14 protein-coding genes and 1 pseudogene are annotated in these 12936 nt (G+C 41.2%); 7 read left to right on the plus strand and 8 right to left on the minus strand.

All coding sequences use genetic code 11. From position 1 onward, the window contains the following. Positions 1-109: 109 nt before the first annotated feature. Entirely contained in the window at positions 110-997 is an 888-nt protein-coding gene (gene folD, locus V7L29_RS17595; RefSeq protein ID WP_334736299.1) for a bifunctional methylenetetrahydrofolate dehydrogenase/methenyltetrahydrofolate cyclohydrolase FolD, read from the minus strand. A gap of 284 nt (positions 998-1281) precedes the next feature. Between folD and V7L29_RS17600 the strand changes: the two genes are divergently transcribed. The 4 genes from V7L29_RS17600 to V7L29_RS17615 all read left to right on the plus strand — a co-directional run bounded on the left by V7L29_RS17600 (position 1282) and on the right by V7L29_RS17615 (position 3214). Continuing rightward, entirely contained in the window at positions 1282-1770 is a 489-nt protein-coding gene (locus V7L29_RS17600) for a hypothetical protein (protein ID WP_334692896.1), read from the plus strand. 21 nt (positions 1771-1791) lie between these two features. Further along, a complete protein-coding gene (locus tag V7L29_RS17605) occupies positions 1792-2229 on the plus strand; it encodes an NUDIX hydrolase (protein WP_334736300.1) in 438 nt (145 codons plus the stop codon). Between the two features lie 153 nt (positions 2230-2382). Continuing rightward, a complete protein-coding gene (locus tag V7L29_RS17610) occupies positions 2383-2721 on the plus strand; it encodes a class I SAM-dependent methyltransferase (protein WP_334736301.1) in 339 nt (112 codons plus the stop codon). Position 2722: 1 nt separating this feature from the next. Then, the gene (locus V7L29_RS17615) at positions 2723-3214 is read left to right on the plus strand and encodes a class I SAM-dependent methyltransferase (protein ID WP_334736302.1); all 492 of its coding nucleotides are present in this window, start codon (positions 2723-2725) and stop codon (positions 3212-3214) included. Between the two features lie 155 nt (positions 3215-3369). On the opposite strand, the pseudogene V7L29_RS17620 reads toward V7L29_RS17615, so the two are convergent. Further along, positions 3370-3789, minus strand: a pseudogene (locus tag V7L29_RS17620) (Hsp20/alpha crystallin family protein). A gap of 919 nt (positions 3790-4708) precedes the next feature. On the opposite strand from V7L29_RS17620, the gene V7L29_RS17625 reads away from it, so the two are divergent. Together V7L29_RS17625 and V7L29_RS17630 are read left to right on the plus strand one after the other, a co-directional pair. Further along, positions 4709-5104, plus strand: a complete 396-nt coding sequence (locus tag V7L29_RS17625; protein WP_334736303.1) for a hypothetical protein — start codon at positions 4709-4711, stop codon at positions 5102-5104. Between the two features lie 552 nt (positions 5105-5656). After that, positions 5657-6385 carry a hypothetical protein gene (locus V7L29_RS17630; RefSeq protein WP_334692891.1) on the plus strand — a complete coding sequence of 243 codons (729 nt, stop codon included), beginning with the start codon at positions 5657-5659 and terminating at the stop codon, positions 6383-6385. 71 nt (positions 6386-6456) lie between these two features. On the opposite strand, the gene V7L29_RS17635 is transcribed toward V7L29_RS17630, so the two are convergent. The 4 genes from V7L29_RS17635 to surE all read right to left on the minus strand — a co-directional run bounded on the left by V7L29_RS17635 (position 6457) and on the right by surE (position 9431). Next, entirely contained in the window at positions 6457-7230 is a 774-nt protein-coding gene (locus V7L29_RS17635; protein WP_334736304.1) for an MGMT family protein, read from the minus strand. Between the two features lie 30 nt (positions 7231-7260). Beyond that, positions 7261-7908: a PAP/fibrillin family protein gene (locus V7L29_RS17640; protein WP_334736305.1), complete on the minus strand. Its 648-nt coding sequence runs from the start codon at positions 7906-7908 to the stop codon at positions 7261-7263. Positions 7909-7995: 87 nt separating this feature from the next. Further along, complete coding sequence (locus V7L29_RS17645; protein ID WP_334692888.1) at positions 7996-8619, minus strand: hypothetical protein; 624 nt, start codon at positions 8617-8619, stop codon at positions 7996-7998. A 131-nt stretch (positions 8620-8750) separates the two neighbouring features. Continuing rightward, positions 8751-9431, minus strand: coding sequence for a 5'/3'-nucleotidase SurE (gene surE / locus V7L29_RS17650; RefSeq protein ID WP_334736306.1), 681 nt, complete (start codon positions 9429-9431; stop codon positions 8751-8753). Positions 9432-9835: 404 nt separating this feature from the next. On the opposite strand from surE, the gene psb32 reads away from it, so the two are divergent. Next, a complete protein-coding gene (gene psb32 / locus V7L29_RS17655; protein ID WP_334736307.1) occupies positions 9836-10573 on the plus strand; it encodes a photosystem II repair protein Psb32 in 738 nt (245 codons plus the stop codon). 65 nt (positions 10574-10638) lie between these two features. Here the strand turns inward: psb32 and V7L29_RS17660 are convergent, their stop codons facing one another. Continuing rightward, a complete protein-coding gene (locus V7L29_RS17660) occupies positions 10639-11022 on the minus strand; it encodes a DUF4346 domain-containing protein (RefSeq protein ID WP_334692904.1) in 384 nt (127 codons plus the stop codon). A gap of 548 nt (positions 11023-11570) precedes the next feature. Next, complete coding sequence (locus V7L29_RS17665) at positions 11571-12752, minus strand: GNAT family N-acetyltransferase (protein WP_334736308.1); 1182 nt, start codon at positions 12750-12752, stop codon at positions 11571-11573. Between the last annotated feature and the right edge of the window lie 184 nt (positions 12753-12936).

Here is a 12936-nt window from a genome sequence, read left to right on the forward strand (position 1 = left end):
CTTCACAATTTTAAGGTGCTGTGGGACTGAAAAAATGAAGAGTTAAGAAAGTGAAGAGTTAGGAGTTACCAATAATATTTTTAACTTTTAACTCATCACTGATCACTCCTCACTCTCTTCCTTCTCTTGCTGCCCTAGAGTAGCTGGCAAATGTATTTTGCAACAATATGGCGACAGTCATAGGCCCAACACCACCAGGAACGGGGGTAATAAATCCTGCTACACCAGCGGTTGATTTAAAGTCGACATCGCCAATCAGGCGACTGTTGCCACTAGCATCGGTGACGCGATTCATCCCCACATCTACCACAACAGCGCCCGGTTTCACCATCTCAGCAGTGATCAGTCCGGGACGACCGACTGCTGCAATTAGAACATCAGCATTTTGGGTGATAGTTTTCAGGTCATGCGATCGCGAGTGGGCGATCGTGACTGTGGCATCAGCTTCTAGTAGCATCAGCGCCATTGGTTTACCCACCAAAATACTACGTCCTACTACTACTGCCTGTTTTCCCTGCAAGGGAATCTCATATTCTTGTAACAATCGCATTACACCAGCGGGTGTACAGCTGCGTAAACCTGTTTCTCCCCGTACTAGTCGCCCTAAATTAACTGGGTGCAGTCCATCAGCATCTTTATCGGGATCAATTTGATGTAGCAGAGCCACAGCATCCAAGTGGTTAGGTAAGGGCAGCTGCACAAGAATGCCATCCACCCGTTCATCGTGGTTGAGTGCAGCTATCACCTCTTCTAATTCCCCAAGGGTAGTTTGGGTAGGAAAATGCTTACCAAAAGAGGTGATACCAACTTTAGCGCAAGCTTTTTCTTTATTACGTACATAAGCCGCTGACGCTGGATTATCGCCAACCATCAGCACTGCTAAACCAGGGGGTCGTCCAATTTTTGGTTGTAATTGTGTAATGGCAATAGAAAGTTCTTGCTGAATTTTTGCTGCTATTGCTTTACCATCAAGGAGTTTGGCAGTTTTTGTTTCCATGAGAATTCTTAGCTATATTCGCCTTTTGTCAAAACTCAGCCGCTTTTGGTCTAGGCAAAGTCAATAGTCCCAAATCCAGAGTAAAAATATTGATTTCTGACTCTTGACTTTTAACTATTATTGTGTTCCTGTTTGATGTCGTAGCGTTTTTCTCACAGTAAATCCATAATGTTTATTTTCTCAGATCAGCGACGTTATCTGAAGAATATAAAAATTAAGGATGAAATCAAAACATTTTTTGCTCAGTTGAGAGCGTGTTTCTACAACCAAAGAAAACATTATAGATGGGAACTGACCGAATGAAACTGGTGACAAAGCAAACAGTGACACAAAAATTTGCTCAATCGGTGGCTTTCATGGAACAAGCGAGAAATTTGTTCCTTTCGTTCTTGTACTGGCACAGCATTGTTCCCTACCGTCTGGGGTTAATTTTTTTCTTGGTGGTGGGACTTTCTAGTTGTAATAGTTTGCCTTCATCTGGCTTGAATGGGGTTAACTTAAAAATTGGCACCAATGTCACCCCAATTCGAGAAATTAAACCAAAACAAGACAATCAGGCTATAGTTTACATCCAAGGTCAGGTGGAAAAGCAAGCTCCTCTGATGAAGCAGTGGGCTTATCAAATTAATGACTCGACTGGCAAAATTTGGGTTGTCACCAATCAAAAGAATCTGGCCAAGGGAGCACAAGTGGTGATTAAGGGTAAAGTTCGCTACCGAAGTATCCCTTTAGCTGGGAAAGAATTGGGGGAAGTTTATCTAGAAGAAGAGTAATCAGCAATTAAAAATGAATATATGAACAATCAACCGCTGCATGTAGCGATCGTAATTCTCTACCAAAAAAACAAGTTTCTCATGCAACTGCGGGACAACATCCCCGGTATTCTCTACCCTGGTTACTGGGGACTATTTGGCGGTCATATCGAACCTGGTGAAACGCCAGAGGTAGCAGTAAAGCGAGAAATTTTAGAAGAAATCGGCTACCATTTACCACCCTTTGTTGAATTTGGCTGTTATCCCAACCAAAGAGTTGTGCGTCATGTCTTTCATGCACCACTCTTGGTGGAATTAAATCAACTGGTTTTGAATGAAGGTTGGGATATGGGGTTATTGAGCGCAGAAGATATTCACCAAGGTAACTATTATTCGCAAAATGCTGGCGAAGTGCGACCTTTAGGAGCAATGCATCAGCGAATTATCTTGGATTTTATAGACAAAAAGCAACAGCCGTAAGTCTCAAAGTACCAGAGGTGATCGCTAATTGTGCGATTCTTAAAAAAGCGATCGCTTAGCTCATATAGGGCGTTAACAAAGTGATACACTACACATTGCATACGAGGGTACAAATTCATCTCTATGTCCCGAAAAGAGGGAAGGAGGTAACAAATGACGGGTCAGCCTCCCATTGCTCACGAGGCATTCAAGCAGTTTGAGCGCGAGAAATTCTCCCTGGTAGCCCAAGGATATGATCAAGCGATCGCTCAAGTAACGTCTCAAGTTGATCAAGCCATATTAGATGCCGTCGAAGCGGGGTATGGGAAGCAATTGCTGGATGTTGCTTGCGGAACTGGATGGCTCAGTGCGGCCGCAGTGAGTCGGCAAGCTATAGTCACTGGATTAGACTATGCAGACAATATGGTGACCATTGCCCGTTTGCGATGTCCTGAAGCCGAATTCCAGATCGGGGACGCCGAAAATTCTTCCCTTCGAGTCGAGCCGTTTTGATGTGGTCGTCTGTAGCTTGGGCATCCTTCATTTCCCTAACCCGGAACGAGCGATCGCCTCGTCTTTTCGAGTCCTCAAGCCAGGAGGGCGCTATGCCTTCACCTGCTGGACACCACCAGAGCGTAATCCTTTCATGAACTTGATCCTGGGTTCGGTGCAAACTTACGGCAACATGGAGATAGATTTACCTCCAGGGCCGCCCCTATTCCGCTTTGGTGAAACAGCCGAATGCAAAAGGGTCTTGAGTTCCGGGGGATTCACTTCAGTCTCTATTACCGAACTACCCATGAAGTGGACTTTCTCCACACCCCAGGATGTGATGCCAAGGATTGTTGTAAGTACGGCCCGCCTTGGATCAATCCTTGCAATGCAAACCGAGGAGCAACGGCGCAATATCGAGAACGCTATTATCGAAGGAGCAAAAAAGTATGTCACGGACGATGGTTTGGAAATTCCCGCTTCTGTGGTGCTGGCTGTGGGACACAAACCATGAGCTAGAACAATAGCACTTAGGATTATTTATTAGTTACCAAATTATCGCAATCCTAAATCATTTGTGAAAGATCACAAAAGCCCGGTCACTCACATAACCGGGCTTTTAGCTATCTCAATCAATCAAAGGGGGTAGAGTTGTTTGATCACAACCCATTAGGTAGTAGGTTGTTCCAAATTCACCTTGACAACTTTGTTCTTTTCTTGCTCAGTTTTAGGCAGTGTCAAATTCAAGATACCATCTTTATGATCTGCCGTCACGTTAGTATTTTGAATCCGAGCAGATAGAGGAATTACGCGTTGAAATTTACCGTAATTAAACTCACTTCTAGTAACACCTTTTTCCTCAGTTTTAGTTTCAGACTTCCGCTCCCCACTAACGTAAACAGCCTTTTCTGTGACTTGCACATCCAGGTCTTTCGCTTCTAGCCCTGGCAGTTATAGCTTCAGATGAATAGCATTTTCAGTTTCTCGCATTTCAGCAGCAGGAAATTTGCTCAAACCTCTATCTAACAATACAGATGGTACTCTGGTGTCTTCAAATAAACTATTGATTTGACGTTGGAGAGTGTCAATTTATTTCCAAGAATTCCAACGAACTAGTGTCAGAACTCTTCCTCGTATCAATTAGCTTTTGTTTAATCAGTTTTGCACTTCACTTTGTGCTTACATACTTATCTTATATATAGTTAAAACTGCTTGAAATTCGGTTATTAGCACCAAATGATTGATGATTACCGTCCAAAATTAGACATAAAAAAATTCTGGTTTCCTCTAATTTATCTGTTCGGTAAACTCGAATAGGCAAATTAGATTCAATCATAGTTAACCAATAAATCTGCTGTTGAAGGGGATAGTGCAGAAATGCGATACCTGTCTTGAAAAGTAACGCTACGCACGGTCGCTAACCGGAGCTTTCGGAGTCTCGCCTGGGGAAAAAGAAAAATACATAAGTCTTGATTTCTCGTTTTGTGTCCAGGCTTTTTCCCTCTCTCCAAACCTCTCCCCCACGGAGGGAGAGGCTTTGAAACCCAGTTTTAGTTTTTCTCTGCTTGTATGAAACCACCCTGCGCTAACAGATGCCTACAGGGGGCTGCGCCAACAGCAAGAACCGCCACTCGGACGCCAGAAGATTCCGACGCAAGGCACAGGAATGCACTTGCTCGACTTTTCGCTGGGTTGGGCTACGCGTACAACTGAGTAACAGCGCTGCATAAATTTTTAGATGATCTCAGTTAAATATATATCTGTTCAAGTTTGTCCTGAACTTTACTTACGATTTATTAACCAACACAGCATCAGCGATGAAACTTTTTCCCTCGCTCAATTTGGCACACATTGATGATCAGTTTTTGCGCTAACTAAATCACCCGAATAGGTGAGGAACAAATCAACCGTTCAGGTGACCTGAGTGCAGGAAGTTGAGACTGATAAAAAATAAGACTCTATTACTCAACAACACTAATTGCCCTTTACTCTAACTAAGGATAACCCAATGAAATTCTCTACGTTGATCGATTCTGTAGTCATTGTTGCTTCTATTGCTTTATTACCTGTAATCGGTGGCGCTCAAACAGCTACTAACAATAGTGGTGAACCTATAGCTATCAATTCTAATAATTTATTTACTCATTCTACAAACGTTAGCTACCTCAAACCCTTTGATGCTGCATTTTTAGCTTATCAAGGTAATCTGAAAGCACAGGGTATTCCTAGTGGTAGTGCTTTGGTATCTCAATACCAAACAGGAAGCCTGACTGCACTAGATGTGGTTAAGGCTGTTGTCAACGCTAAAAAGTTACCAGTACAAGCTTTGAATGATAAAGATTACCTAAACGCTGTCGAGTCGCAGCTGATATCATTCAGCAACACTAATGATTTATCTTACTAAGTACAGGGTTACAGAGGTTTATAACGGATTTATGAAATGCTGTACTATGATCTCGTTGCTTTGACAAGAAAATACGTCACAAAAAAGAAAAATCTGCTGTTTCCCCCTAATGACCATCCTATTACCAAAAATTACTTTAACCCCTTCAATCTTGGAGGGGTTTTTAGTTGATGCTACGGTTGCTGCTTGCTCTAGGGTTGCCCCTTTTCTCCAACACATCTTTTCATATTTATTTTAGAAGAAAGCGGGGAGGAAGTGCGATCGCCCCATACACAATAGTGTATTTGAAACTTAGTGCTTACTTCTGGAATGCCTGTATAGCAATACTTTTAGCTAGTTAGCCTCTGGTGTTAAGAACCATCAGATTACCTGCTATCAGCAAGGTGCGATCGCTTTCACAGTGGCATAGTGTATCACACTCCTGAAAAAAAGGGTCGGGTAATAAATTATTTACTGTTCTATCAAATTAACGTTGTTAAGTTACTCAGCAGGTGTAGTTCTCACCTTCAGGCTGTGTTAAATATTGTGGCGCGAAACAGGAGTATAGATACGTTGCAAAAGCTTTCTCCAGAATCTCCTCTATTTGTTTTGTTAATTATTATTAGTTTTCTAGTAGTAACTTTGTCAACTTGGTTAGCATCTAAACCATTTGTTTTAAAACCATTTGGGCTTAATGATATTATCCAACTACTCACCATACAGTTATTTATTTCTTTGTTATTAGAGCGTTCTTTAGAAGTTTTTATAACTACTTGGCGAGGCCCATTCGTCGAGCAGTTAGATCTTAGTATTCAGCAAGAAAAGGCTCTAATTTTAGAGAAAATAAAAAATATGGAAGTCCAACAGAAACAGTTTCCTTCTTTGGAATCAAATCAAATCAGTAGCCTACCGCCTGAAGGAATGAGTTTAGAACAGCAAATCATCCAAAATTTTACACAAAATCAACAAGACTCATTAAAAATCTTCAAGCCACAAATGGATCATATAAATGAAAAAGAGCGCCAAAGAGCAGCCTATAAATCTGATACTCGAACAATTGCTCTATGGACATCCCTTTTATTCGGTCTTTTAATGAGCGCAATAGGTATTCGCTCAATTGAGCCACTTGTAGTTATTGATTTAGATAATCCCATACAATTAATTATTTTCCGTTGTTTAGATGCATTGCTGACAGGAGGTTTAATTGCAGGAGGTAGTGAGGGAATTCATAAGCTGATAAAAGTTTTCCTAGACTTTATGGAAGCTACATCTAAACAAATCAAAAATCAGGGATTATCTTGATGAAACTAAGCCTTTTAGCTAACAAAATGCCAGATAATCTTGCAAATACAATAAAAATACATTAGCAATATTTATTCTAGATATATGGTGTCATCTTGCCATAGATAATCTTTAATATTTACAAAATTGTTGAAATTGCTCAATAAGTCTGCCTCAGATAAAACCTTAACTCCTTCAGTTTCCAACTTGCTTTTTTGTTGGTTAACATAGGTAATCAAATAACCTTTAGAGTTTAATATTCTATGTACCGGATAATCAGCCGTAGAGGTTTTTTTCAGGTATGTAGGAATAGCTCTAAGATAGCTATTATCTACTCCCATGCCTTTGATTATCTGTTTATATGTAACTACTTTCCCACTTGGAATTTTGATGATAAAATTTAGGAATCGTTCATAGGGATTTTCAGACAATGCTGGAAATTTGTTAGCTTCAACTTGAAAATTACTACCAACCTCGATTTTACCTGATTTAATAACTACGCCTAAAATTCCTCTTTTACCTTGAATGCTTTTTAATGATTTTACCAAGTGGGCTATTCGCTTACACGGTTCGCAGTGAAAAGTTAAACGAATTGCCGCGCCACTTTCAAAAGTTAATAGAGATCCAGGCATAAAATTATTAAAGTGTATACCTTGAACCACAATATTTTCTCTCAATTTTCCTGGTTTAATTGAAAAGTCTAAAATATCTTCATATCTAACAATTAAAACTTGCCTGGGACTTATAGGATCGGCATTAATATCTCCTTCTATACCATGACGTACCTTTAAATTTAATGTTTTAAGCTCTACCATTCCAGAACCCGGTTTAACCTTACTGAAAAGATGCATTATTGAGAGAACCATATTCATTCGATGGCGCGATAAATTTCAAATTTATGAGGTGAATTCAGGTAGAGCATTGGATTTTCTAAGAATGAATAAACTTCCATCTCCTCCACGTCCAATTCTTAAGGTTTCATCTAAGTAAGTAATATCGAGCGTGGCAGTTCTGTTAGTAGGATTATTAGCTGGGACAACCTTAAATGGATTTAGTTGGGGAGTATTAATGCCAACAAGCTTCTGAATCGATAGGTAGCGTTTGTCAAAATAAACGTTGATACGTTTGTTCGGTAGAGGCTCTAAATCTTCTTTGGCTGGCTCAAAGCTAGCTGTGACTTTGACATATCCCGATACTAGTCCCAGAGAATGTTTAACTTTAGCTAGATTGAAAAACAATTTATTTGCAACATCAATCACTTGATAAACTTTACCCAGCTTTAATCCCAATGGCAGAGAAACTAGAGAACGGATTTCTCTAGCAGTGGAGTATTGCAGTTGCCAAGCTCCCTCCAGCAAAGAAGTAGCGTTGAGAAGAGGATAGAGATTGGGATTGACGCTCTCCAGTTCCGTTGTCAATTGTTCAATTTCTTCAGCTAAGGTTTTGTCTAGGTTCAAATCAGTAACGGGAGAGCCATCGCTGTTAGTTTGAATCTTCTCAAGCTTGGCTTGTAATTTTTCCTTAATTAAAAGTTGATTGTTCAATGGTTGAAGATTTTCCTTTAGATATCCTATTGCTTTAGTTCAATTGTTATGCACTTCCTGCATAAAAATTGAATTATCTAGATGAGATTAGTCAATGAGTTGTGGGGTAGGAATATGCGTATCGATATCTGCTTGGGATAAAGTGGGGAGCAACCAGCTGCTCTCACCCGCTTTGAATACTTTGGCAGGTTCAACATTAAATTCAATTACACCAGTGGCTGGATTGGTTCTAGCAATAGACTGTGTACCATCAACAAACTTGACGGCGATTGGTTGAGTCAGTTCTTGTGGTTGAGTGTTCCGGCCTAAAACCACTTGAGAACCTGCGGGTAAGTAAATACCATCGCAATCCCAATCATCATCTGTGATTTTTCCTGCGCCCAAGAAGTAGAGTTGGGTTGGAGATTTTTTTGGTTTATTGGCATAGACAGCCAACGTCTTTCCAGTTTCATTGCGGCACTGCGCCCGCTTCCTAGCTGTTTCTATAACATTTTTCTGAAACTGTAATTGTGCCAGTCGCTGCTGGAATTGTTCAGGTGTATAACCAGCTTGCTCAGGTGTATCCTTTACGGTTAAAAGTTGATTGAGCGCCTGAGTCACCTCAGCATAGTCAGCCCCCTTAGTAAAATCCTTGCCTGCCCAAGAGGGTTGAGCAATTACCAGGTTAACCATCAACACCAGAGCGATAAGAACAATTTTAATAAACTGCATATCTTTCTCCTTTTTTAAAATTAGTGTTCATGTCCTTAATTTAAGCATTAGATGACTAAAATAATTAGTAATTCTTAATTTGTAATAGCCTAAAAATTGGTAACAGTTAACTAGTAACTGTTAACTGAATGTTAAACTCTTAACTGAGTTACGGCGATATTGCCGGAAAAACACACATCCACATCGCTACCAGGAGTGCGATCGCGTTTGCCATATTCTCCTACATAATAAAAATTATCGCCGTCAATACGATAGTTGACGGGCAAAGGTTTGGTACAGGGTTGGCAAAACACCATATTAGGATCTGATTCTCCTGGTTGCAAATGCGGCAAATTCACATTCCAGAAGCTTCCCGGTTCTAGGGGACGTTTGAGTAAGTCCGCTAAAACTTTAGCTGTGAATTTGGCGGCCAGATCCCAATCAAAATTTTGCTTGGCTTTGCGATAGTGGGAAATGGCAATTCCGGGAATACCATGCATTGCGGCTTCCCGCGCGGCAGCCACTGTGCCAGAAATATAGGCATCGACTCCCAAGTTGCCCCCAGCATTAATACCTGAAAGTACAAATTTGACATCTGTGGGAATTTGTGTTAAAGCAATTCTCACACAATCAGCGGGAGTACCTGCGATCGCATACTCAGTCTCAGAACGTCGCTGGAGATTGATGGCACGAGTCGTAGTAACTTGATGTCCACAGCCAGAGTGATGATCAACAGGAGCAGCGATAATAGCATTTTTGCCGTTTACAGCTTTGAGCAGAGCTTGAATACCGGGGGCGTCAATGCCGTCGTCGTTAGTTAAAATTATGGTCATGTATATATTATATTGATATAGATTTAGCTAAAATATTCACAAAAAAGCAGGCATTACCGATCATGTAGATACAGCAGGAAAAGCTACTTGCAGATATAAAAAAATATGCTGATTCTGCCAAAAATATTGATCATACGATATGATTTCTAGATGGTTTGCAAATTCCGCCCTAAGCATTTGGGTTAATTCCCAAAATGGGCGGTATTTTTTGTGACTTGCAAGGATGTTAGCTTCAGGTTAATGCTTGCAGCCGCACTCAGAACAAATTTGTGCAGTCAAAAAATCCCGTACAATATATCTGCTAGCAGTAGCAGAAACTTCATACTGAAGAAAATCGGGAACGAGGTGATTTTTAGAGTGGTTCTGTAGTATTTTTGGTGCAAGTCTGTCTTAGGGTTCACACGATGAAACAGCTCCTCAAACAAGTATTTAGCAGTCAAAAACACCTGATCCGGCTAATTCTACCTTTGGTGACGGTTATTTTAGCAGCTTCGCTGTTTACCGCACCTGCTTTAGCCACAGGTGTGTATCAAATACCCAACCTCACAGCAGGGAATAACACCTGGGTTTTGGATCAAGGTGAAGTCATCAGCCGTCTGAATGAAGGTAAGATTAGCAGTGCTTTCGAGGATTTGGCAAAGCAAACAGATAAGGAAGTCAGAATTGTTACTGTTCGCCGCCTCGACTACGGTGAAACACCGGAAAGCTTTACTAAAGAGCTGTTTGAAAAATGGTTTCCTACAAAATTAGCGCAAGCTAATCAAACCTTATTGCTGATTGATACGGTTACCAATGGTACTGCCATTATTACTGGGGATCAAGTTAAGCCTTTGCTCACAGACTCTATTGCCGAGAGTGTAGCCACTGAAACAGTAAGTGTGCCGTTACGTAATGGTAACAAATACAATCAGGCGTTTCTAGATGCAAGCGATCGCCTTGTCGCCGTCCTCTCCGGCAAAGCTGATCCAGGGCCACCCCAAGTCACTGACAATGTACAGGTAGAAGGCACCTTCAAGAAAGCAGAAGAAACCGACCAAGGTAACGCAACTGCTTGGGTAGTAGGATTGTTAATTGCCGCCACCGTTATCCCAATGGCGACTTACTACATCTATCAGATAAATCAGCCATCATCTGATGGGTAATGGGAGAGTGAGGAGTGAGGAGTTATGAATTTCTAACTCTTAACTTCTAACTTCTCACTTTTAACTTAATCTTGAACATACTCTTGCTCTGTGACTAAAGCCATCTCAGCCCGAACAAATTCTCGACCCAAATAAGCTGCATGATTTAATTGAGTTACAGGAGAAGGCTGAGTTTCTTCAAAAATCTTCACGCAAAGTTCTTTCGCCGTCCTCCCACTAAAAACCGTCGTGGAAGTTCGTTCTACCTTTTCTCGCGCCGGAATTACCTTTCCCGTTTCTGGATCGACAGCTAAACCACGCTCATCAATCACATTTGTAAAATGCTTGGCATAAATTAACCCTGCGTCTCGATCCAAGTAAATAATCAAATATCCACCAGGATCAAGGTCAATATGACGCTGGGAAAGTTTATCATCAATTGCCGCTAAATTTTCAACCATCAAATCCATAAGCATTTTAAAAAGGAAATTTCTTTCTTCAGGGCTTTACGCTCTATATCAAGTGTAATTCCTATCTTCCTTAGTCTTCTTGATATCTTTCAGATATTTTTGATTCCTTTTACTTAAAAGGAGCTATGGCGAGTGCTAAAGAATTTTTTCAAAAGGGGCGCTTTGATATAGAAGGCTAGTCTCAAAAGGCAATTGCTGACTACACGCGAGTAATTGAGCTTGATCCTAACTATGCTCTTGTTTACTTTTTTGAGGTAATACTCTAGCTTTAGAGGGACAACCACGAAAGGGGATTGAAGATGCCGAGAAGGCTGCGGCTATTTACAATTCCAGAGGATAATCACAATGGGCAGAGGTAATGCTGCAACTGACAGATACTATTCGGCGAGGTATTCAAGAGGGTGAATTTTGACGAATGATAGGAGAAATACCGTATTGCTCGCCAACAGTTTAATTTTACGATTTTGAAAAGAAGGAAAGTAAGCATCTGTTTGCCGAGTAAAGCTCAATTATTCGGCAAACTCTGCTACGAAAATAGTTCCTTTTTCTCAACCATTTTTCTCACTAAATGGCAACTCTGCATTAATCGCCTCAATCTGCTGCTGCTCAAGTTGATTTACTTCCTTAATATAGGGACGTATAATTTGTCCTAAACGATTATTGTAAAAGCGGTGCAGACTGTGATTAGGCATAGCGGGGAAACCGCGCCGTTTTTTATGACGCCCACCCGCACCAGGGTCAAAAATTTGGATGCCGTTAGCGATCGCCCACTCAATCGGCGCATAATAACAAGCATCAAAATGTAAGCAATCTATTTCTTGGAAACTCCCCCAATAGCGTCCATAGAGTTTGTCACCTTTAAATAAACAAAAGGACATTCCTAAAGGATGAGAGTTATCTTCTTCGCTATATGCGGCAACAAACAAGACTCGATGGCGATAATCACTGTGTAGCTGCTCAAAAAACCTCTGTGTGAGATACTTACTACCCCACCAGCCAAACTTATCACAGGTGTCAGCATAGAATTGGTGCATCAAAGGAAACAAAGACTGAGGAATTTGATCGCCACTCAGCGGTTGCAATCTTAAACCTGCATTTTCCACAGCTTTGCGTTCCCGCTTGATATTGCGGCGCTGATTGGCGTTAAACACCTTCAAGTAATCATCAAAAGTTTTAAACCCAGCATTTTCCCAGATGTAGCTGTGGTGCAGCCAAGTTGTAAAGCCATGCCGCTCCAGCATCGGACGCCATTGGGGATCAACGTAGAGAAAATGACACCCAGAAATTCGATTTTTGGAGCAAAAAGTGTCAATTTCATGCACCATCATCGCTGTAATTTCATCCTCATCTTCTCCTGGGGCAAGTAAAAACCGATAGCCTTCAGCTGGGGTAAATGGTGTCATTCCCAGCAATTTTGGGTAATATCGGACTCCGATGCGATCGGCTAACTCTGCCCATTGGTGATCAAAAATAAATTCACCAGAACTATGTCCTTTGAGATAAAGTGGCGCAGCAGCAATCAGCGTTCTATCTCGCCACAATGTCAAGTGATTTGGTAACCAACCAGTTTTGCCCGTAGCACTATGGGAAGTTTCAAGATTATTCAGCCACTCCCATTCTAAAAACGGCGTTTTGAGTGGCATTGCCAAAGCATTCCAGGCATTTTGGGGTACTTCAGCGATTTTGTTTGTCCAAACGACAGAATAGCGAGGCTTAAGTTGTTCCACCATCGTGTGGTTTTTTTAGGGAGTGGGGACTAGGGATTGGGGAGCAGTTCTTGAGCAGGGGGAGCAGTTCTTGAGCACAGAAGTGGAGTTCAAAGACTCGTTACCGAGTATTAAAGACTCATTAACGGAGTTCTCGTCGCCCAGTATTAAAGACTCATTCCCTATTTCCCATGCCCCATGCCCCATA

This window comes from Nostoc sp. (assembly GCF_036916575.1).
Classification (GTDB): Bacteria; Cyanobacteriota; Cyanobacteriia; order Cyanobacteriales; family Nostocaceae; genus Nostoc.